Genomic DNA, 21,895 nt, shown 5'->3' with positions numbered 1-21,895 from the left:
TTTGCCGGTGGGACGCAGTGTTTTGCCTACCCGGGGTTGCTTGCGGCCAAGGTCAAAGGTTGGCCGCAAGGGCGGGGTGGTCAGTCCTTGATCCACTGTGGCGGGCGCTTGTCGAAGAAGGCAGCCAGGCCTTCGCGCGCCTCGTCGGTGACGCGGGTGGCGGCGATGGTGTGCGCGGTGTCGTCCAGCAGCGTGTCGTCCAGCGGCGAGCCCTGGCGCAGGTCGGCCAGCAACTCCTTGGCGGCGGTCAGCGCGTGCGGGCCGCCACGGACCAGCTCGGCGGCCACTTCGGCGACGCGCGTATCCAGCGCCTCGGCCGGCACCACCTCGTGCACCAGGCCGATGCGCTCGGCGGTGGCGGCGTCGATGCGCTCGGCGGTCAGGAAGTAGCGTCGTGCCTGGCGCTGGCCGATGGCATCGGCGACATAGGGGCCGATGGTGGCCGGGATCAGGCCGAGGCGCACTTCGGTCAGCGCGAATTTGGCGGCGTCGGTGGCGATGGCGATGTCGCACACCGCGGTGAGCCCGGTGCCGCCGGCCATCGCCGCGCCGTGGATGCGCGCGATCACCGGCTTCTTGCTGCGGTAGATGCCCTTGAGCATCGCCGCCAGCTTGCGCGCGTCGTCGAGGTTCTGTGCCTCGCTGTAACCGGCGGCGCGGCGCATCCAGTCCAGATCGGCGCCGGCGGAGAAGCTCTTGCCGCGGCCGGCCAGCACGATCACGCGCACGCCGGCATCCTCGTTCAGGATGCGGAAGGCGGCGGTGAGATCGGCGATCAGGTGCTCGTTCATCGCATTGTGCAGCTCCGGGCGGTTCATCCACACGGTGGCGACCTGACCGGCGCGTTCGATTTCCAAGGTGCTGTAAGTCATTGGAAAACCCTTTCTTTTATTTGCCACGTCACCCGCGGCAAAACACGGCAGCAGGCGTTGCCTGGCTGGCAGCGTCCGTTCCGCCGCCGCCATCCGTGCCTGCGGTTTGTCGTGGCGAAAACATCACATGCGGAACACGCCAAAGCGTGTTTTTTCCACCGGCGCCGACAGTGTCGCTTCCAGCGCCAGGCTCAACACCTCGCGCGTTTGCGCCGGGTCGATCACGCCGTCGTCCCACAGTCGCGCACTGGCGTAGTAGGGGTGGCCCTGCTGCTCGTACTGTTCGCGCACCGGCGCTTTCAGCGCTTCTTCCTGCTCTGGCGTGAAGGCGTCGCCCAGCTGTTCCTTCTTCACCTGCGCCAGCACGCCGGCGGCCTGTTCGCCGCCCATTACCGAGATGCGGCTGTTCGGCCACATCCACAGGAAGCGCGGCGAGTAGGCGCGGCCGCACATGCCGTAGTTGCCGGCGCCGAAGCTTCCGCCGATCAGCACCGTGAACTTGGGCACGCTGGCGCAGGCCACCGCGGTGACCAGCTTGGCGCCGTCCTTGGCGATGCCGCCGTTTTCGTACTTCTTGCCGACCATGAAGCCGGTGATGTTCTGCAGGAACACCAGCGGAATGCCGCGCTGGCAGCACAGCTCCACGAAGTGCGCACCCTTGAGTGCCGACTCGGAGAACAGAATGCCGTTGTTGGCGATGATGCCGACGCGGTAACCGTTGAGACGCGCAAAACCCGTCACCAGCGTCGTACCGTAGTTCTGCTTGAATTCGTCGAAGTCGGAGTTGTCGACCAGCCGCGCGATGATCTCGCGCACGTCGAACGGCTTTTTCGCGTCGGCCGGGATCACGCCGTAGATCTCCTCGGCGCCGTAGCGCGGCGGGCGCGGGTCGATGCGGTCGAGCGTGCCCTGTTTCTGCCAGTTGAGGTCGGACACGATGCGGCGGGCGATGGCCAGCGCATGGGCGTCGTTCTGCGCCAGGTGGTCGGCGACGCCAGATATTCTGGTATGCACGTCGCCGCCGCCCAGCTCTTCCGCGGTCACTACTTCGCCGGTCGCTGCCTTCACCAGCGGTGGACCGCCGAGGAAGATGGTGCCCTGGTCTTTGACGATCACCGTCTCGTCGCTCATTGCCGGCACGTAGGCACCGCCGGCGGTGCAGCTGCCCATCACCACCGCGATCTGCGGGATGCCGTCGGCAGACAGCTTGGCCTGGTTGTAGAAGATGCGGCCGAAGTGGTCGCGATCGGGGAACACCTCGTCCTGCAGCGGCAGGAAGGCGCCGCCGGAATCGACCAGGTAGACGCAGGGCAGGCGGTTTTCGCGGGCGATTTCCTGCGCGCGCAGGTGCTTCTTCACCGTCATCGGGTAGTAGGTGCCGCCCTTGACGGTGGCGTCGTTGGCGATGACCAGGCACTCGATGCCGGAAATGCGGCCAACCCCGGTGATGACGCTGGCGCCGGGGGCGTCGTCGCCATACATGCCGTAGGCGGCCAGCTGCGACAGCTCCAGGAACGGCGAGCCGGGGTCCAGCAGCAGGTTGATGCGCTCGCGCGGCAACAGCTTGCCGCGGGCCACGTGTTTCTCGCGCGCCTTGTCGCCGCCGCCTAGCGCGGCCTTGGCGACTTTTTCTTTCAGGTCGGCCACCAGCGCGCGCATCTTGTCGGCATTGGCCTGGAAGTCGGCGGCGCGGGGGGAGAGCTTGGATTCGATGATGGGCATGGTTGCGCCTCTATCGGTACGGAACAAGGTGCGGCAAGGTTGGCTGCACCGCTTGGACGTGGCGGGCCGGGCTTAGCGGGTCTCGGCCATCAGTTCGCGGCCGATCAGCCAGCGGCGGATTTCGCTGGTGCCGGCGCCGATCTCGTACAGCTTGGCGTCGCGCAGCAGGCGGCCGGTCGGGTATTCGTTGATGTAGCCGTTGCCGCCCAGACACTGGATGGCGTCCAGCGCCATCTGCGTCGCCGCTTCGGCGGCGTACAGGATGGCGCCGGCGGCGTCCTTGCGCGTCTGGCGCCCGGATTCGCCACGGTCCAGCGCCTGGCCGACGGCGTAGACGTAGGCGCGGCTGGCGGACAGCTTGACGTACATGTCGGCCAGCTTGCCCTGCATCAGCTGGAAGTCGCCGATGGCCTGGCCGAACTGCTTGCGGTCGTTCAGGTAGGGCACGGTCACGTCCATGCACGCCTGCATGATGCCCAGCGGGCCGGCGGACAGCACCGCGCGTTCGAAGTCGAGGCCGCTCATCAGCACCTTGACGCCGTTGCCTTCGCCGCCCAGCACGTTGGCTTCCGGCACGAAGCAGTCGTCAAAGAAGATCGGGTAGGTGTTGGAGCCGCGCATGCCCAGCTTGTCCAGCTTGCTGCCGTGGCTGAAGCCGGCAAAGCCCTTCTCGATGATGAAGGCGGTGATGCCCTTGGCGCCGGCACTGACGTCGGTCTTGGCGTACGCCACCAGGGTGTCGGCGTCGCCGCCGTTGGTGATCCACATCTTGCTGCCGTTGAGCTTGTAACCGCCGGCCACCTTGTCGGCACGCAGTTTCATGCTCACCACGTCGGAGCCGGCATTCGGCTCGGACATCGCCAGCGCGCCGACGTGTTCGCCGGAAATCAGCTTGGGCAGGTACTTGCGTTTCTGCTCGTCGTTGCCATTCTTGTAGATCTGGTTCACGCACAGATTGGAGTGCGCGCCGTAGGAGAGGGCCACCGAGGCGCTGGCGCGGGAAATTTCTTCCATCGCGATCATGTGCGCGAGGTAGCCCATGTTGGCGCCGCCGTACTCTTCCGACACGGTGATGCCGAGCAGGCCGAGATCGCCGAATTTCTGCCACAGGTCGGCCGGGAACAGGTTGTCGCGGTCGATGTCGGCGGCGCGCGGGGCGATCTCGCTCTGGGCGAAGTCGCGCACCGTTTCGCGCAGCATGTCGTAGGTGTCACCGTGGGCAAAGCGCAAGCTGCTGTACATGTCTCTCTCCTTTGTGCGAACTGCCCGGTGCCGTTGGCATCTCGTGGCGGCTATCTCTGTGTTGTAGCGGATGGTGGCGATTGCGCCATCTGCGCTGCGGCATGACTTAATCTTGAATTACGCTTACGTTAACGTCAATACAAAGTGACGAAACCATCCGTCAGGATGGCGGGAAAGCCTCAGGCTGTGGCGTCCTTGCCGGTCATGGTGTCGATCACCTGGCGGCAGTGGCCTTCCAGCACCACGATCTCGGACAACACCGCGTCGATATCGTTGCGCTGTTCTTCCAGTTGCTTCTTGCGCTCGGACAACAGCTGCAGCAGCTTCAGCGACTGGCTGGCCTCGTCGCGCGCCAGTTCGTACAGGTCGAGAATCTCGCGGATCTCGGACAGCGCGAGGCCGATGCGCTTGCCGCGCAGGATCAGCTTCAGCCGTGCGCGGTCGCGGTGGGTAAACAGGCGCTGGCGGCCTTCGCGCTGCGGCTCGATCAGGCCCTGTTCCTCGTAGAAGCGGATGGTGCGCAGGGTGATGTCAAAATCCCGTGCCAGGTCGGAAATGGTGAAAAGGCGTTCTTCGCTCATGATGGTTCCTGTTGGTCTGGCGCGATTGTAGCGTTTTTTGCCGGCCTTGCCGCGACAAGGCTTGAGTTTACGTTAACGTAATAGTAAGTTTGTGGCAAAGCGATAACAGCACAATGCAACGGAGAACACACCATGACGTCGATGTCCGCTCTACCCAGTTATGTGCACGGCACCGGTGACAAGCCGCTGATCGGCCAGACCATCGGCCAGTTTTTTGACGACGCCTGCCGCCGTTTTGCCGAGCGTGACGCGCTGATCGTGCGTCACCAGGGCATACGCTGGCGTTACGCCGAGCTGCAGGAGCAGGTCGAGCGCCTCGCCTGCGGCCTGCGCCGGTTGGGGCTGCAGACGGGCGAGCGCATCGGCATCTGGTCGCAGAACAACAGCGAGTGGCTGCTGATGCAGTTCGCCACCGCCAAGGCCGGGCTGGTGCTGGTCAACATCAATCCCGCCTATCGCCGCAGCGAGCTGGAATATGCGCTGAACAAGGTCGATTGCCGCGCGCTGGTGCTGGCGCCGAGCTTCAAGAGCAGCGACTACCTGGCGATGGTGAACGACCTCGCGCCGGAGCTGGCCGCCAGCCGGCCGGGCGAATTGCAGGCGGCGAAGCTGCCGGCGCTGCGCTGGGTGATTCGCCTCGGCGAAGAGGCGACGGCGGGTATGCTCAACTTCCCGGCCTTGCTGGCCGAGCCGACGGCGGCAGAGCGGCAAACGTTGGCCGCAATCGGCGACGCGCTGCAGTTCGACGACGCCATCAATATCCAGTTCACCTCCGGCACCACCGGCAGCCCGAAAGGCGCCACGCTCACCCACCACAACATCCTCAACAACGGCTTTTTCGTCGGCGAGGCGATGCGCCTCACCGAGCACGACCGGCTGTGCATCCCGGTGCCGCTCTACCACTGCTTCGGCATGGTGCTGGGGGTGCTGGCCTGCCTCACCCATGGTGCGGCGATGGTGTTCCCGTCGGAAGCGTTCGAGCCGCTGGCGGTGCTGCAGACGGTGGCGGAGGAGAAGTGCACCGCGCTGCACGGCGTGCCGACCATGTTCATCGCGGTGCTGGATCACCCGCGCTTCTCCGAATTCGACCTGTCCGCACTGCGCACCGGCATCATGGCCGGCAGCCCGTGCCCGATCTCGGTGATGGAGCGGGTGGTGGCGCAGATGCACATGGCCGAGGTCACCATCGCCTACGGAATGACCGAGACCAGCCCGGTCAGCTTCCAGAGCGCGACCGATACCCCGGTGGCGAAAAAAGTGGCCACCGTGGGCCGCATCCATCCGCACGTGGAGGTCAAGATCGTCGACATCGAGGGCCGCATCGTGCCGCGCGGCGAAACCGGCGAGCTGCTGACCCGCGGCTATTCGGTGATGCTCGGCTACTGGGACGACGAGGAGAAAACGCGGGAGGCGATCGACGCCGCCGGCTGGATGCACACCGGCGACCTCGCGGTGCTGGACGCCGACGGCTACTGCAATATCGTCGGCCGTGTGAAGGACATGGTGATCCGCGGCGGCGAGAACATCTACCCGCGCGAGATCGAGGAATTCCTGTATCGCCATCCCAAGGTGCAGGACGTGCAGGTGGTCGGCGTGCCGGACGCCAAGTACGGCGAGGAGCTGTGCGCGTGGATACGGCTGCGCGACGGCGAAAGCTGCACCGTGGAAGAAATCCGCGCCTTCTGCGACGGCCAGATCGCGCACTACAAGATCCCGCGCTACATCGAATTCGTCGATGCCTTCCCGATGACCATCACCGGCAAGATCCAGAAATTCATGATGCGGCAGCAGATGAAGGACAAGCTGGGGCTGGACGAAGCCAAGACCGCCTGACGCGCCGGCGCCCTGCGCGGCGCCAGTCCGCAGCAGCCGTGTGCGGTGTCGCCACCGCCACGGCTGTTTCTTTTTTGCGGCCAACGTTGGCCGCAACCGTCGTTGTTCGCCGGTCGCGATTACCCGCGCCGGCCGGCGCGCGGCGTGGTGGCGATCGTTGCTTTGTGCCTGGCGTGCCCTGGCGCCGATGGCAAGCGCGGTCGTCGGTGGCGAGTTTAGCCGCAGCGGTGTGCCTGCGGCCAAGCGCTCACCAGCTGCCGGCCGGCGGCCGCCAGCGGCTAGGTGCCGCCCACGTGCCAGCTCAGCACTTCGCGCTGTTCTTCCGCTTCGGCACGGGCGGTGGCGATGCGATCTTCCTTCAGTTGGGCGCGCACATTGTCCGGCAGTGCGGCCAGCGCGTCGCTGATGGCGGCGGCGAGCAGGTCGCCGACCATGCACGCCGGGTCGCGCTGTCGCAGGTGGGCCAGCGCTTCCAGCTCGCGCACCAGTGCTGCTGGCACCGGGCCGGACACATTGCGCACCGAGGAGCTGCGCAGGTCGCAGCTATAGGCACTGGCGGTGCCGCTGCACCAGCTGGCAACCAGTTCGTTGATCTTGTCACCCATGGTCTCTGCCTCCGTATTGGTTTCGGGCGCATCGATGCCGCACCCCGTAGTGCTTTATAGCCGCTGGATCGCGAATTGGGACGCCCCGCGCCGGCGGCCCGGCTGGTCTGTGGCGTCGCCGTGACGGGTGGCAGACGGGGTGACGGCGGCGGCCATGGCCGGCTGCGCTCGCCGGTCGCCTGCAACCGGCGGCGGCCGATGCGGCGTGGTCGCTGTCGCGGTTTTGCCCTGGTTGCTTGCCGCCGGACGGCGTCCCTGCTGGCCATTTTTCCTGGCGGGCACCGGTCTGGGCCTTGTTCGGTTTTCCTGAACGGGCACTCGGTTTTTTCCGCTATGGTGCGCGCGGCGCGGGCGCTACAGTGCCGGCATCGGGATTGGCAACCGCCAGTCAGCGTACATCCAAGGAGCCAGAATATGATTGCTATCCGTCCCGCCCACGCCCGCGGCAAGGCCGATTTTGGCTGGCTGCAGAGCCGCCACAGCTTTTCCTTCGGCCACTACTACGATCCGGCGCACATGGGCTTTTCCGATCTGCGCGTGATCAACGACGACCGCGTCGCACCGCGCGCCGGCTTCGACACCCACGGCCACCGCGACATGGAAATCATCAGCTACGTGCTCGACGGCGCCATCCGCCACCGCGATTCCACCGGCAACGAGGCGGTGCTGCGCGCCGGCGAATTCCAGGTGATGAGCGCCGGCCGCGGCATCATGCACAGCGAGTTCAACGCCAGCAACGACGCGCCGCTGTACTTCCTGCAGATCTGGATCGAGCCGCGCGAGACTGGCGGCGAACCGGGCTACCAGCAGAAGGACTTCGGCCTGCAGCCGGGGCTGACGCTGGTAGCCTCGCCAGACGGCGCCGCCGGCAGCCTCGCCATCCGCCAGGACGCACGCCTGTACCAGCTGCTGCTGGCGCCGGGCGAGGCGCTGGATTTCGCGCAGGCCAGCGGCCGCCGCAGCTATGTGCACCTGATCCGCGGCAGCCTGCAGCTGGCGGATGTGCAACTGGCGCCGGGCGATGGCGCCCGCGTCAGCCAGTTGCCGGCCTACACCCTGCGCAACAACGGCAGCGAGCCGCTGCAGGCGCTGCTGTTCGATCTGGCCTGAGCCGGCGCAGTCGCCGCCCGCCGCTGTCTGCGTGGCCAGCCGGGCGGGGCGCAGGGTTTTTCCGGCTCGTGTGCCGGCCAAGGTTGGCCGCAAGGTCTGCTGACGCACCGGCCGCGGCTGTCTGCACGGCATGGCGCGTCAGCCATGGCTGCCCGTCGCCCCGTGCCAGCGCGCCGGTGTTTACTGGCTACACTCAAAGTCAGGGAGCCGGGAGGACGAGCCATGAAGCTGGGGCTGGAAGAAATGCTGCAGCTGCTGCAGGAAGTGGAGCAGGGCGATCCGCTGGATTTTGCCGACCTGCCGATGGACGAAGACCAGCTGCGGCGGCTGGTACTGAGCGACCTGCTGCAGCGCGACCAGCAACTGCAGGCTAGCGCCTCGGCGGAGGAATGCCAGCTGATCTACCTGCTGTCCACCGCGCGGCTGGTGCTGGAAAACCTGCTGCTGCACCTGCAGTTGCTGCGGCTGAAGCAGCCGGAAGGCGGCAGCGACGTGCAGTGGCAGGCCTTGCTGCGGCGCTTCCGGCGCGGTGACGACGACGGCGCGGCGTGATAGTCGCCGCTAGCTTGCCGCTGCGGGAGTGACAGCTTTAGCGCCACGCTACCGTCGCCGCTGGGCAGCATACGGGCCGCCACCACCACCGTGTTCTTGTCTGATCCACACCATTCTCCCGCGTGTCTCCCGCGTGGCGGCCTGCTGTGCCGGCTGTCACTTGCCTCCCGCGTATCGCCGCGTGCCCCCGCTCAATCACCTCGCGCGCTTGCTGCTGCCGTCGCCACCATGCGGCGCCATGATCTTCCTCATCGTGTTCTCGTTGCCGGCCGGTGGCGGTTGTGGGTTTTTCGCCGGCGGCCTTCTATAACGGTGAGGTGACGTTTCCGGCCGTGTTGCCGCCGGAAAGGTCGGTCTGGCGCGCGGCAACCGGCCGCGCCGTTGCAACAAAACCGGCCGCCGTACCGGCGCGCCACCGCAGTGCGCGGTTGGCGGTGCTGGCCGCGGTGTGACCGGCACTGGGCGTGGGAGGCGGCGGCCGTTACGGTCTGGCTGCGATCCGGCGCGAAGGTGGATGCCATGCATCGTTCGATCCTGCTTTGCTGTCTGGCCTTGCTGTTTCCGTGCTTCGCCACTGCGGCCAAGCTTGCGCCGACTGCGGCGGCACCGTTGCTGGCGCCGCCGGCGGTACTGGCGGACCGCGACGGCGACGGCCTCGGTGACAGCCTGCAGCAGCAGCTGGCCACGGCGGCGCCGGACGCGCGCTTCGACGTGGTGGTCACCTTCCGGCAGCCGGCACAGGCGGCCGCCGCACTCCAGACGCTGGGCAACTTCGTGCCGCGTCATGAATTCAAGCTGATCCCCGGTTTTGCCGGCCGCCTCAGTGCGGCGCAGATCCGCGGGCTGTTGCACGCACCGGGCCTGCTGCGTATCGAGGAAGACGCCACGGTGCGCACCCAGCTCGACGCCGCGCGCGCCGACTTCGGCATCGAGGCCGCGCGTGGCTTGGCGGCCAGCGGCCTGAGCGGGCGCAATGTCGGCATCTGTATCGTCGATACCGGCGTCGATCCGCTGCACGAGCAGCTGGACAACGGCAAGGTCGCCGCCTTCATCGACTATGTCGCCGGCCGCAGCGTGCCCTACGACGATAACGGCCACGGCACCCACGTTGCCGCCATCGCCGCCGGCGATGGTAGCGGTGGCGCCTCGGCCACGGCGTTGCAGGGCGTGGCCAGCGGTGCCGCGCTGTACGCCGCCAAGGTGCTCGACGCGCAGGGCAGCGGGGCGGAAAGCAATGTGGTCGCCGGCATCCAGTGGTGTGCCGCCCAGGCCGGGGTGCACGTCATTTCCATGAGCCTGGCCGCGTTGCCGCCGGCCGACGGCAAGGATGCGATGAGCCAGGCGGTGGACGCCGCGGTGGCTGCAGGCAAGGTGCTGGTGGTGGCCGCCGGCAATGACGGCGACGAGCCCGGCACCGTCGGCTCGCCCGGTGCGGCGGCGGGGGCGATCACCGTCGGCGCCTGTGCCGAGTGGTCGGCGGTGCCGACTGCGGCCAACCATTCCGACGGAGTGTACCTGACGGCGTTTTCCAGTCGCGGCCCGATCACGGTGAACGCCACCACCAGCTACATCAAGCCCGATGTCTGCGCCCCGGGGCACCGCATTGCCGCGGCCAAGTCCGGCAGCACCGGTGACTACGTGGTTTATAGCGGCACCTCGATGGCGACGCCGTTTGTCGCCGGCACCGTGGCACTGGCGCTGGAGGCCAATCCGGCGCTGAAGGGCAATCCGGCGCAGGTGCGCAGCCTGCTGGAGGGCAGCGCGCAGGATCGCGGCGCCAGCGGCAAGGATAACGAGTGGGGCGCCGGTCTGCTCGACGGCTACGCCTTTGTCGCCCGCGCACAAAATGCCGCCGCCAGCGTCCGCACCGCGATGCCCACCGCCGTGCATGTGGATGCCAGTGTCGGCAGCAATCAGCTGTGGAGCCACAGTTTCAGCCTCGCCGAGAGCGACCTGGGCCAGCCGCTGGCGGCCACGGTGACCATCGTCGGCCAGCCGCTGTGTGTGCTGCAGTTTGGCGGCTCCTGCTTTGCCTACCAGTGGGATCCGGATCTCGATGCCCGGCTGCTGGCGCCGGACGGCACGCTGCTGTCGGCCAGTGGCTGCATGGGCGAGGGTGCGGACTGCGCCGCGCCGCGTGCGCCGCTGGTGGCGCTCGGCCGCCAGGAAACGCTGCATGCGATGCCGACCGTGGCCGGCACCTACCGTATCGAGGTCTGGGGCGCCCAGGACAGCGTCAATAACGGCAGGGGCGGCAGCTTCGCGCTCGACCTGTCGCGCGGCCCGCTGGCCGCCGCGGTGGTCAGCCCCGACTTTGCGCTGAGCACCACCCCGGCCAGCCGCAGCGTGGTCAGCGGCGGCAGCACCAGCTACACCACCACCGTCACCGCCACCGGGGGCTTCAGCAGCAGTGTCGATCTCGGTGTCAGCGGCTTGCCGCTTGGTGCCAGCGGCAGCTTCAGCCCCGATCCGCTCAGTGGCGGTGCCGGTTCTGCCACCCTCAGCGTGACCACCAGCAGCAATACCGCGGCCGGCAGTTACCCGCTGCTGATCAGCGGCATCGGTGGTGGGCTGAGTCGCAGCAGCACGGCCACGCTGCTGGTGACGGCGCCCAGCGCCGACTTCGCGCTGGCGGTGTCACCAAACAGCCGCACGGTGAAGCGTGGCGGCCGCGCCAGCTATACCGCCACCATCAGCCCGCTGAACGGCTTTAGCGGTGCCGTCACGCTCGGCGTCTCCAACCTGCCGGCCGGCGCCACCTTCGGCTTCAGCCCCAATCCGGTGACCGGCGCCGGCTCGTCCACGCTGACCGTCAAGACCGGCAAGAGCACACCGGTTGGCAGCTATCAGCTGCAGGTGACCGGCAGCAGCGGCAGCCTGAGCCACAGCCAGAGCGTGGGTCTGGTCGTGCGCTAGCGGCGGGCAGTGCACTGCCGCAAGGTTGGCCGCAATGCTGCCCACGCTTGCCGTTTCATGAGAAAATCCCCGCATCACGGGCAGCCCTGCGCTGCCCGCCTTGTTTTGCAGCCGGAACCTTGCCATGCCCCACAATGCTTCACCCCGCGTGCTGTCCATCATCCCGCCGATGACGCAGCTGAACACGCCTTACCCGTCCACCGCCTATATCACCGGCTTTCTGCGCTCGCGCCAGATCGACGCGGTGCAGGAGGACCTGGCGCTGGCGCTGGTGTTGCAGCTGTTCTCGGTGGCCGGCCTGAAGGCGGTGCGCGAGCGCATCGACGCCATCGCCCCGAAAAAGCGCAGCCATCAGGTGCGCCACTTCGTCGAATTCTTCGAGCGCTATCTCGCCACCATCGGCCCGGTGATCCGCTTTTTGCAGGGCGGCGATTCCACCGTCAGCCACCGCATCTGCAGCCGCGGCTTTCTGCCGGAGGGCGCACGTTTTGCCGCGCTGGACAACTATGTTGACCCGGATGATCCGGACGGCGGCGATCCGCTGGCGTGGGCGTTCGGCGCGCTGGGGGCGCAGGATAGGGCGCGGCATCTGGCCACGCTGTACCTGAATGACCTGTCCGACGTGCTGCGTGACGCGGTGGACGAGCGCTTCGAGTTCGTGCGTTACGCCGAATCGCTGGCGATGAGCCAGCCCACCTTCGAGCCGCTGGCCGCTGCGCTGGCGGCGCCGCCGACGCTGGTGGACGACACGCTGCAGGCGCTGACCCTTGCCGCCATCGAAAAGCACCAGCCGGATCTGGTGCTGCTGTCGGTGCCGTTCCCCGGCTCGGTGTACGCCGCGTTCCGCATCGCGCAGACCATCAAGCAACGTTGGCCGCAGATCCGCACCGCGCTGGGCGGCGGCTTTGCCAATACCGAACTGCGCGAGCTGCGCGAGCCGCGCGTGTTTGATTACTTTGATTTCGTGACGCTGGACGACGGCGAGAAGCCGATCCTGGCGCTGCTGGAACACCTGCAGGGGCAGCGTGGCGTCAGCCGGCTGGTGCGCACCTTTGTGCGTGATGGCGATGCGGTACGTTACGTCAACATGATGGAAGGCGACATCGCGTTCGAGGACGTCGGCGCGCCAACCTGGGACGGGCTGCCGATCGACAAGTATCTGTCGCTCCTGGACATGCTCAACCCGATGCACCGGCTGTGGAGCGACGGGCGCTGGAACAAGCTGACCGTGGCGCACGGCTGCTACTGGAAGAAGTGCAGCTTCTGCGACGTGACGCTGGACTACATCTCGCGCTACGAGACGGCGTCCGCCGCCACGCTGGTGGATCGCATCGAGGCCATCATCGCGGAAACCGGCCAGACCGGCTTTCACTTCGTGGACGAGGCGGCGCCGCCGAAGATGCTGCGCGCGCTGGCGGAGGAGCTGTTGCGGCGCAATGTCAGCATCTCGTGGTGGGGCAATATCCGCTTCGAGAAATCGTTCACCCCGGAGCTGTGCCAGCTGCTGGCCGAATCCGGCTGCATCGCCATCTCCGGCGGGCTGGAGGTGGCGTCCGACCGGCTGCTGAAGCTGATGAAGAAGGGCGTGTCGGTGGACCAGGTGGCGCGGGTGACGCAGGGCTTTACCGAGGCCGGCGTGCTGGTGCACGCCTACCTGATGTACGGCTTCCCGACGCAGACGGTGCAGGACACGGTGGACGCGCTGGAATACGTGCGCCAGCTGTTCGAGAATGGCTGCATTCAGAGCGGCTTCTTCCACCGCTTCGCCTGTACCGTGCACTCGCCGGTGGGGCAGAACCCGGAGGAGTACGGCGTCAAGCTGATCCCGCTGCCGGAGGTGACCTTCGCCAAGAACGACATCGGCTTCATCGACCCGACCGGCACCGACCACGACGCGATGGGCCGCGCGCTGAACAAGGCGCTTTACAACTACATGCACGGTATCGGGCTGGAGGCGGACGTGCGCGAGTGGTTCGACAGCAAGGTGCCGCGCACGCGGGTGTCGCGCCACTTCATCAGCAAGGCGCTGTTCAGCCAGCGCTGAGCCGACAGGCACAAAACACTGCGGCCAACCTTGTCACCAAGGTTGGCCGCAATATTTTTAAGAGCGGTTGCCGGCGGCTCAGCCCTCCAGTGCCTCCATCGCTTCCTGCAGTTCCAGCCACGCCATTTCCATTTCCTCCAGCTGGGCGGAGAGTTCGCCCTGGCGCTTCAGCGCGGCGGCCAGCCGTGCCTTGTTGTGCTCCTGGTAGGCTTCTTCCAGCAGCAGGAAGGCGTCCAGCTCGGCCTTTTCGCTGTTAAGCGTCGCCATGTCCTTGTCCAGCTTGTTCTGCTTGTTCTGCAGCGGCTTGCGCTGCGCCGCCAGCTTGTTGCGGGCGTCGGCTTCCAGCCGCTTCTGCTCCTTGCGGTTGACGCCGTCGCTGGCGGCGCTGCCCGGCGCCTTGCCGTTGTCGGCCTGCTGCTGCAGGCGCCACTGGCGGTAGTCTTCCAGATCGCCGTCAAATGGCTGCACCTTGCCGCCGGCCACCAGCCAGAAGGCGTCGGTGGTGGATTCCAGCAGCGAGCGGTCGTGTGACACCACGATCAGCGCGCCGCCGAAGTCCTGCAGCGCCAGCATCAGCGCGTGGCGCATGTCGAGGTCGAGGTGGTTGGTCGGTTCGTCCAGCAGCAGCAGGTTCGGCTTTTGCCACACCAGCAGCGCCAGCGCCAGGCGTGCCTTTTCGCCGCCGGACATCGGTCCGACCAGGTTGTTGACGGTGTCGCCGCGGAAGTTGAAGCCGCCAAGGAAGCTGCGCAGCTCCAGCTCGCGCGCCTGCGGCGCCAGCTTCTGCATGTGCCACAGCGGCGATTCGTCGGAACGCAAGGTGTCGAGCTGGTGCTGGGTGAAGTAGCCGATGCGCAGCATCTTGGCGCCGATCACCTCGCCGGCCAGCGGCTGCAGCTCGCCGGCCAGCAGCTTCACCAGCGTCGACTTGCCGGCGCCGTTGACGCCGAGCAGGCCGATGCGGCTGCCGGATTCCACCGACAGCGACAGCTGGCGCAGGATGGGGGTGTCGCCGTAGCCGACATCGGCGCGTTCCAGCTTCAGCAGCGGGTTGGGCAGGTTGTCCGGGGTGTCGAAGTGGAAGTCGAACGGCGAATCGACGTGCGCCGGCGCGATGCGTTCCAGTTTCTCCAGCGCCTTGATGCGGCTCTGCGCCTGGCGTGCCTTGCTGGCCTTGGCCTTGAAGCGGGTGATGAACGATTCCAGGTGCGCGACCTGGCGCTGCTGCTTCTCGTAGTTGCCCTGCTGCTGGGCCAGCTTTTCCGCGCGCATCACCTCGAACTGGCTGTAGTTGCCGGTGTAGAGGGTGAGCTTCTGCTGCGACACGTCGACGATGTGCGTCACCACGCTGTCGAGGAAGTCGCGGTCGTGCGAGATCACGATCAGGGTGCCTTCGTAGGCCTTCAGCCAGTCTTCCAGCCACAGCACCGTTTCCAGGTCCAGGTGGTTGGTCGGTTCATCCAGCAGCAGCAGGTCGGAGCGGCACATCAGCGCCTGCGCCAGGTTCAGACGCATGCGCCAGCCGCCGGAGAAGGTGGACACAGCACGGCTCTGGTGTTCGACGGGGAAGCCGAGGCCGGCCAGCAGCTTGCCGGCGCGGGCGGCGGCGGAATAGCCGTCGATGCGGTCCAGCTCGGCGTGCAGGCTGCCGATGGCGTTACCGTCGGCACTGGCTTCGGCGGCGGCCAACCTTTGCTGCAGGCGGCGCAACTCGGCATCGCCGTCGAGCACGAAATCGAGTGCCGATTGCGGCAGCGCCGGGGTTTCCTGCGCCACGTGCGCCATGGTCCACTGTGGCGGCAGCAGCACTTCGCCGCTTTCGGCGTGCAGTTCGCCCTTCAGCAGCGCGAAGACGCTGGACTTGCCGGCGCCGTTGGCACCGGTCATGCCGACCTTGTTGCCGGGGTTGATGGTGAGGTTGGCCGCAACAAGCAGTTCTTTCAGGCCGCGGCGCAGGGACAGGTTTTTTAGCTGGATCATAGCGATTCGGTAGGGCGGCCGCCTGGTGGCGGCCGGCGGGTGAGGGTCAGGCCTTGGGCAGGGTGGACAGATCCCAGCGCGGCTTCACGGTAAAGCTGCCGGCGGTACGCGCGTACTGCAGGCGCATGGCGCCGGCGAAGGCGATCATTGCGCCGTTGTCGGTGCACAGCTTCAGCGGCGGGTAGAACACGCCGAAGCGGCGCTTGGCCGCGGCGGCATCCAGAGCCGCGCGCAGCTGCTTGTTGGCGCCGACGCCGCCGGCGACCACGATGCGCTCCAGGCCGTACCGTTTCAGCGCCTTCACGCACTTGCTGACCAGCACGTCGACGATGGCTTCCTGGAAGGCGCGGCAGATGTCCTTGCGGGTTTGTTCATCGATGCTGCCGTATTCGGCCTCGACCTGCTTCTTCAGCATCAGCACCGCGGTTTTCAGGCCGGAGAAGCTCATGTCGAGGTTGTCGCTGTGCAGCATCGGGCGCGGCAGGGTGAAGCGCGCCGGGTCGCCTTCTTCCGCCAGTTTCGACAGCAGCGGGCCGCCGGGGTAGGGCAGGCCGAGCAGCTTGGCGGTCTTGTCGAAGGCTTCGCCGGCGGCATCGTCCACGGTCTCACCGAGGATCTGGTAATCGCCGACGCCACGCACGGCCATGATCTGGGTGTGGCCGCCGGAGACCAGCAGTGCGAGGAACGGGAATGCCGGCCGCGGATCGGCCAGTAGCGGCGACAGCAGGTGGCCTTCGAGGTGGTGCACGCTGATCACCGGGATGTTCAGTCCCACCGCCAGCGCATTGGCGAAGCTGGCGCCGACCAGCAACGCGCCGCCGAGGCCGGGGCCTTCGGTGTAGGCGATGGCGTCGATGTCCTGCAGCGTCTTGCCGGCTTCGGCGAGACAGGCACGGGTCAGCGGCGTGACGCGGCGGATGTGGTCGCGGCTGGCCAGCTCCGGCACCACGCCGCCGTATTCGGCGTGCATCGCCATCTGCGAGTGCAGCTGGTCGGCAATCAGGCCGCGTTCGGTGTCGTACAGCGCGACGCCGGTTTCGTCGCAAGACGATTCAATTCCCAATACGAGCATGTGAGTGGCTTCAAAACTAAACAATCTTTCCATTTTACCGGTGATTCTTTGTTCGCCCAAATCGGCAGTGATACGCTTGCGGTCTGAATCCAAGGGGAAGGCAAGATGAAAGCAAGACTGAAGTGGGTGGATGGCGTGTGTTTCATGGGCGAAACCGGCAGCGGCCATGCGGTGGTGATGGACGGCGCGCCGGAAGGCGGCGGCCGCAATCTCGGCCCGCGGCCGATGGAACTGCTGCTGCTGGGCACCGCCGGCTGCACCAGCTACGACGTGCTGAACATCCTGAAGAAGTCGCGCCAGGACGTGCGCGACTGCTGGGTGGAGATGGACGCCGAGCGTGCCGACAGCGACCCGAAGGTGTTCACCAGGATTCACTTCCACTTCGTGGTGGTGGGGCGCGAGCTGAAGGCGGACGTGGTGGAGCGCGCCATCAAGCTGTCGGCGGAGAAGTACTGCTCGGCCTCGATCATGCTCGGCAAGACGGCCGACATCACGCACGATTTCGAGATCCGCAGCGACGACTGAGAGCCTGTTCACGATCTGCTGTGGCTTGATCTCAAGGGTGGCGATACCGCGTTGAAAACGGCTTCGGCATGCGGGTTTATATCCAGATCAACACCGCTTCCTCCGCCGTTTTCGCCTTGTCTCGCTCTAGCTCGCGATATCGTGAACACGCTCTAAGCCAAATCTTGCGGCCAACCTTGGCCGCAATCGCCATGCTCAACGCCACCCTTGCCGGTGGCGTTGCCGTTTCCGGCGCGCGGCGGCAAATCTTGCCGCCTTGCCGGCGGCGGATGCGCCATCGGGCGGGAGTTTTCGGCCGTCGCGACCGGAACTTGAGCGCTGGGCGGCTGTTTTTTGATTGGCACAGTTCCTGCTTTAAGGATGCCAACTTAACGGACGACCGATCATGCTCGACAAGATTTCCGACCACCTCAACTTCTTCCAGCAATCGCTTGGCCTGCGTGCCAAGAAGGTGGAAGTGATTGCCAGCAATATCGCCAACGCGGATACGCCAGGCTACAAGGCGGTGGATTTCGATTTCGGCAAAGCGTTGCAAGGCCAGCTGCGCGCATCGCAAAGCGGGCTGGCGCTGGCGACCAGCAACGAGCGCCACCTGGCAGCCCAGGGCCACGCCAGCGTCGATGACGGCGGCCTGCAGTATCGCAGTGCGGTACAGCCCAGCCTCGACGGCAACACCGTCGATATGGATGTCGAGCGCGCCGCGTTTACTGACAACGCGATGAAATACCAGTCCACGCTGACCTTCCTCAACCGGAGAATCAGCGGGCTGATGGACGCAATCAAGGGTGGGCAATAACCATGTCGCTGTCTAATGTCTTCAATATTGCCGGCTCGGCGCTGACGGCGCAGTCGATGCGCCTGAACCTGGTGGCCAGCAATATCGCCAACGCGGAGAGCGCCACCAGTTCCACCGGCGAGCCGTTCCGCGGCCGTCACGCGGTGTTCACCGCCACGCCGGTGACGGCCGACATGCCGCAGGTAGCCGGTGTGCGGGTGACCTCGATCGTCGAGGACACCTCGCCGTTCCGCCTCAAGTACGAACCGGGCCATCCGCTGGCCGACGAGCGTGGCTACATCAAGATGCCCAACGTCAACCCGGTGGAAGAAATGGCCGACATGATTTCCGCTTCGCGCTCCTACCAGACTAGCGTCGAAGTAATGAATACCGCAAAGACCCTGCTGCAAAAAACCTTGCAGCTTGGCCAGTAACCGTTAGAGGTCTCGCATGGCAACCGTAAACAGCGCCACCGCCACCGGCATCGACTATGAGTCGTTCAACGTCGCCAGCAACAAGGCGGCCAGTAACGCCGAAGACATCCAGAACCGCTTCCTGAAGCTGCTGACCACGCAGCTGAAAACCCAGGATCCGTCGAACCCGATGGACAACGCGCAGATGACCAGCCAGATGGCGCAGATCAGCACCGTCAGCGGTCTGGAAAGCGTCAACGCCTCGATCAAGGCGCTGTCGGACAACCAGTCCGCCAGCCAGTCGCTGCTGGCGACGCTGATGATCGGCCGCTACGCGCTGATCCCCGGCAACGAAGTCAGCCTCAATGGCGGCGCGGCCAAGGCGGTGGTGGATTTCCCGCAGTCGGCCAGCGACGCGGTGGTCACCATCAAGAACGCCGCCGGCGTGGTGGTCAGCGAGATCAAGCTTGGCGCACAGACAGCCGGCCAGCTGACGGTCGGCTGGGACGGCAAGAACGCGGCCGGCGTGCAGCAGCCGGACGGCCAGTATTCGATCTCGATCAAGGCGGTGAACGGGACGGTGGCGGTGGATGCCAAGATCCTGAATCCGGTCAAGATCAGCAGTGTGGCGATCGACAAGGGCGTTTCTTCATTGGTGCTGGAAAACGGCAAGCGGATGTCGATGAGCGACGTGACGCAACTTATCTAAGACATTCCGGTTAAGCATTCGGGGGATAGAACATGGGTTTCCAGCAAGGTTTGAGTGGTCTGAGCGCAGCGTCCAAGCAGTTGGACGTGATCGGCAACAATATTGCCAACGGCAGCACCATCGGTTTCAAGGGCTCGCGCGTCGAGTTTGGCGATCTGTACGCCCGCTCGCTGGCCTCTGCCTCGACCCAGGCGGGTACCAATACCCAGGCCGGCGTCGGGGTGCAGGTACTGGCGGTGTCGCAGCAGTTCCAGCAGGGCAACATCACCACCACCAACAATCCGCTGGACATGGCGATTTCCGGTAACGGCTTTTACCGGTTGACCAGCGAAAACACCGGCAACGGCGGCATCGAGGCGTTCTCCCGCAACGGCGAGTTCAAGCTGGACAAGGAAGGCTACATCGTCAACAACGGCTACTACCTGAACGGCTACCAGATGGTCAACGGCGTGAAAACCGGTGCCGAACAGCCGCTGCAGGTGTCCACCATCAACAGTGGCATCGCCAAGGCGACCGGTGCTCCCGGCGAGCGCGGCATCGACTGGAGCTTTAACCTGAACGGCGGCGGCGCGGTGATCGACCCGGCGGTCAAACCGTTTGACCCGCTGGATGCGTCCACCTATTCCTATACCAGCGGTGCCAAGTTCTACGACAACTACGGCAACGTGCATACCGTGTCGGTGTACTTTGCCCGCCGTGCCTCGACCACCGACCCGGTGGTGCCGGCCACCGTGCCGCCGTCGACGCTGGACGTGAACAACTGGGACGTGTACCACTCGGTAGACGGCACCCTGGTAGCGGGCGCGCCGACCCAGGTCAAGTTTGACCAGTCCGGTCAGCTGACCGCGTGGTCGGACAACATCATCACCATCGCCGCCGATACCAGTGCCGCCAGTGCCCACCCGGCATTCGATATCGACTTCACCAACAGCACCCAGTACAGCGGCGATTACAGCGTCTCCCGTCAGGTGGCCGGCGGCTATCCGGCCGGCAAGTTCACCGGTATCGGTGCCGACTCCGCCGGCGTGATCTACGCCAACTACACCAACGGCGTGACCGAGCCGATCGGCCAGATCACCTTGTACAACTTCTCCAACATCCAGGGTCTGGTGCCTAACGGCAACAACCGCTGGCTGTATAGCAGCGACGCCGGTGCCCGCAGCATGGCCGACCCCAACTCCGGCGGCATGGGTTACATCAAGCCGTCGGCGCTGGAGGAATCCAACGTCGATACCACCGCCGAGCTGGTGAACATGATCATTGCGCAGCGCTACTACCAGGCCAACGCGCAGACCATCAAGACCCAAGACACCATCATGCAGACCCTGCTCAACCTGCGTTAATGCGGGTTGAGATGCTAAGCGCGGAGAGACGGATTCATGGATAAGGTGCTGTATCTGGCAATGAATGGTGCGAAGCACGTCGCATGGCAACAGGCGACCACTTCCAACAACCTTGCCAACGTCCATACCAACGGCTTCAAGGCCGATCTGGCGTCTTTCCGGGCGCTGCGTGTGGTCGGCGACGGTGCGCCGACGCGTACCTACCAGGTCGACAATACCGTCGGTCACGACATGAGCCAGGGCTCGCTGCAGCTGACCGGCAACGAAAGCGATTTCGCGCTGGCAACGCCGGGTTTTTTTGCGGTGCAGGCACCGGGTGGCGGCGAGGCCTACACCCGCGATGGCGGCTACATCGTCGACACCGAAGGCGTGATGCGCACCCGTTCCGGGCTGGCGATCCAGGGCGAGGGTGGCCAGATCGTGGTACCGCCGGGCTCGCGGATCACCCTCGGCATCGACGGTACGGTGTCGGCTTCGCCCAGCGTTGGTGCCGACCGTACCGTGCAGGTGCTGGGCCGCATCAAGCTGGTCAATCCGGGGGAGCGTGCGGTGTACAAGGGCGATGACGGCCTGTTCCGCCTGCACGACGGCCAGGACGCACCGGCTGCGGCCAACGTGCAGCTGAAGAGTGGCTTCCTGGAGGCCAGCAACGTCAATGCGGTCGAGAGCCTGGTGCAGATGATCAGCCACTCCCGCCATTACGATCTCAATATCAAGCTGATGCAGACGGCGGAGCAGAATGCCCGCCAGGCAACAGAATTGCTGTCGATTACCGGCTAAACGAACCGATAACAGGATAACAACATGATTCGTGCCTTGTATGTGGCCAAGACCGGTATGGATGCCAGCCAGTTCAAGCTGGACGTGGTGTCCAACAACCTCGCCAACGTGAACACCAAGGGCTTCAAGCGCTCCAACGCCATTTTTGAAGACCTGTACTACCAGACCCTGCGCCAGCCCGGCGCCCAGCTGTCGAACGGCAACGTACTGCCGACCGGCCTGCACGCCGGTACCGGTGCCGCACCGGTGGCCACCGCGCGGGTGCACACCCAGGGCGAGATGATCCGCACCGAGCAGTCACTGGACATGGCGATCGCCGGCGACGGTTTCTTCCGCATCCAGCAGACCGACGGCACCATCGCCTACACCCGCAACGGCGAGTTCAAGCGCAACAATGAAGGCCTGGTGGTCAATGCCGCCGGCCTGGCGCTGGACCCGGCGATCACCATTCCGGCGACCGCCACCAAGATCACGCTGTCGCCCGAAGGCTTGCTGGAGTATTTCGATGCCGGTGCTACCACCGCCACCGGTTCTTTCCAGATCAACACCGCCACCTTCATCAACCCGCAGGGGCTGGAAAGCATCGGCGGCAACCTGTATCTGGCGACCGGCGCGTCCGGTGACCCGATCGAAGGCCAGCCCGGCCTCGATGGCCGCGGCACCATTTCGCAGGGCTATGTCGAGGGTTCCAACGTCAACGTGACCGAAGAGCTGATCAACATGATCACCGCGCAGCGCGCCTACGAGATCAACTCGCGCGCGATCAAGACCGCCGACGAAATGCTGCAGAAGCTGACCCAGCTCTAAAGTCTAAGGAGTAG

The 21,895-nt window shown here is 65.7% G+C and carries 19 protein-coding genes; 12 read left to right on the top strand and 7 right to left on the bottom strand.

Annotated features, from left to right (window positions below; translation table 11 throughout):
- Positions 1–80 precede the first annotated feature (80 nt).
- From ACG97_RS09040 to ACG97_RS09025, 4 genes are all read right to left on the bottom strand, one after another.
- Positions 81–872, bottom strand: coding sequence for an enoyl-CoA hydratase/isomerase family protein (locus tag ACG97_RS09040; protein WP_047967033.1), 792 nt, complete (start codon positions 870–872; stop codon positions 81–83).
- 123 nt (positions 873–995) lie between these two features.
- Positions 996–2,594: a carboxyl transferase domain-containing protein gene (locus ACG97_RS09035; protein ID WP_047967032.1), complete on the bottom strand. Its 1,599-nt coding sequence runs from the start codon at positions 2,592–2,594 to the stop codon at positions 996–998.
- 72 nt (positions 2,595–2,666) lie between these two features.
- Positions 2,667–3,836 (bottom strand): isovaleryl-CoA dehydrogenase, encoded by a 1,170-nt coding sequence (locus ACG97_RS09030; RefSeq protein WP_047967031.1) that lies wholly within the window; start codon positions 3,834–3,836, stop codon positions 2,667–2,669.
- A 179-nt stretch (positions 3,837–4,015) separates the two neighbouring features.
- Entirely contained in the window at positions 4,016–4,417 is a 402-nt protein-coding gene (locus ACG97_RS09025) for a MerR family DNA-binding transcriptional regulator (protein WP_047967030.1), read from the bottom strand.
- 132 nt (positions 4,418–4,549) lie between these two features.
- Between ACG97_RS09025 and ACG97_RS09020 the strand changes: the two genes are divergently transcribed.
- Complete coding sequence (locus ACG97_RS09020) at positions 4,550–6,250, top strand: AMP-binding protein (RefSeq protein ID WP_202902729.1); 1,701 nt, start codon at positions 4,550–4,552, stop codon at positions 6,248–6,250.
- Positions 6,251–6,528: 278 nt separating this feature from the next.
- On the opposite strand, the gene ACG97_RS09015 is transcribed toward ACG97_RS09020, so the two are convergent.
- Positions 6,529–6,855 carry a hypothetical protein gene (locus ACG97_RS09015; RefSeq protein ID WP_047967028.1) on the bottom strand — a complete coding sequence of 109 codons (327 nt, stop codon included), beginning with the start codon at positions 6,853–6,855 and terminating at the stop codon, positions 6,529–6,531.
- Positions 6,856–7,269: 414 nt separating this feature from the next.
- On the opposite strand from ACG97_RS09015, the gene ACG97_RS09010 reads away from it, so the two are divergent.
- From ACG97_RS09010 to ACG97_RS08995, 4 genes are all read left to right on the top strand, one after another.
- Positions 7,270–7,965, top strand: a complete 696-nt coding sequence (locus ACG97_RS09010; RefSeq protein ID WP_047967027.1) for a pirin family protein — start codon at positions 7,270–7,272, stop codon at positions 7,963–7,965.
- Positions 7,966–8,187: 222 nt separating this feature from the next.
- Complete coding sequence (locus tag ACG97_RS09005) at positions 8,188–8,517, top strand: hypothetical protein (protein ID WP_047967026.1); 330 nt, start codon at positions 8,188–8,190, stop codon at positions 8,515–8,517.
- Between the two features lie 519 nt (positions 8,518–9,036).
- Positions 9,037–11,433 carry a S8 family serine peptidase gene (locus tag ACG97_RS09000; protein WP_047967025.1) on the top strand — a complete coding sequence of 799 codons (2,397 nt, stop codon included), beginning with the start codon at positions 9,037–9,039 and terminating at the stop codon, positions 11,431–11,433.
- A 124-nt stretch (positions 11,434–11,557) separates the two neighbouring features.
- Positions 11,558–13,477 (top strand): B12-binding domain-containing radical SAM protein, encoded by a 1,920-nt coding sequence (locus ACG97_RS08995; protein WP_047967024.1) that lies wholly within the window; start codon positions 11,558–11,560, stop codon positions 13,475–13,477.
- A 78-nt stretch (positions 13,478–13,555) separates the two neighbouring features.
- Here the strand turns inward: ACG97_RS08995 and ACG97_RS08990 are convergent, their stop codons facing one another.
- On the bottom strand, positions 13,556–15,457 hold the full coding sequence (locus tag ACG97_RS08990) for an ATP-binding cassette domain-containing protein (protein WP_047967023.1): 1,902 nt from the start codon (positions 15,455–15,457) through the stop codon (positions 13,556–13,558).
- Between the two features lie 46 nt (positions 15,458–15,503).
- Entirely contained in the window at positions 15,504–16,529 is a 1,026-nt protein-coding gene (tsaD, locus tag ACG97_RS08985; protein ID WP_047967022.1) for a tRNA (adenosine(37)-N6)-threonylcarbamoyltransferase complex transferase subunit TsaD, read from the bottom strand.
- 105 nt (positions 16,530–16,634) lie between these two features.
- Between tsaD and ACG97_RS08980 the strand changes: the two genes are divergently transcribed.
- From ACG97_RS08980 to flgG, 7 genes are all read left to right on the top strand, one after another.
- Positions 16,635–17,054, top strand: coding sequence for an OsmC family protein (locus ACG97_RS08980; protein WP_047967021.1), 420 nt, complete (start codon positions 16,635–16,637; stop codon positions 17,052–17,054).
- Between the two features lie 385 nt (positions 17,055–17,439).
- Entirely contained in the window at positions 17,440–17,850 is a 411-nt protein-coding gene (flgB, locus tag ACG97_RS08975; RefSeq protein ID WP_047967020.1) for a flagellar basal body rod protein FlgB, read from the top strand.
- Positions 17,851–17,852: 2 nt separating this feature from the next.
- The gene (flgC, locus tag ACG97_RS08970; protein ID WP_047967019.1) at positions 17,853–18,263 is read left to right on the top strand and encodes a flagellar basal body rod protein FlgC; all 411 of its coding nucleotides are present in this window, start codon (positions 17,853–17,855) and stop codon (positions 18,261–18,263) included.
- A gap of 16 nt (positions 18,264–18,279) precedes the next feature.
- Positions 18,280–18,951, top strand: a complete 672-nt coding sequence (locus ACG97_RS08965; protein WP_047967018.1) for a flagellar hook assembly protein FlgD — start codon at positions 18,280–18,282, stop codon at positions 18,949–18,951.
- A gap of 32 nt (positions 18,952–18,983) precedes the next feature.
- Positions 18,984–20,294 carry a flagellar hook protein FlgE gene (flgE, locus tag ACG97_RS08960; RefSeq protein ID WP_047967017.1) on the top strand — a complete coding sequence of 437 codons (1,311 nt, stop codon included), beginning with the start codon at positions 18,984–18,986 and terminating at the stop codon, positions 20,292–20,294.
- Positions 20,295–20,330: 36 nt separating this feature from the next.
- Positions 20,331–21,074: a flagellar basal body rod protein FlgF gene (locus ACG97_RS08955; RefSeq protein ID WP_047967016.1), complete on the top strand. Its 744-nt coding sequence runs from the start codon at positions 20,331–20,333 to the stop codon at positions 21,072–21,074.
- 24 nt (positions 21,075–21,098) lie between these two features.
- Complete coding sequence (gene flgG, locus ACG97_RS08950) at positions 21,099–21,881, top strand: flagellar basal-body rod protein FlgG (protein ID WP_047967015.1); 783 nt, start codon at positions 21,099–21,101, stop codon at positions 21,879–21,881.
- Positions 21,882–21,895: the final 14 nt, after the last annotated feature.

The organism is Vogesella sp. EB (genome assembly GCF_001037925.1).
In the GTDB taxonomy this organism is placed as follows: domain Bacteria; phylum Pseudomonadota; class Gammaproteobacteria; order Burkholderiales; family Chromobacteriaceae; genus Vogesella; species Vogesella indigofera.
This window is presented reverse-complemented; position numbering and strand designations above follow the sequence as displayed.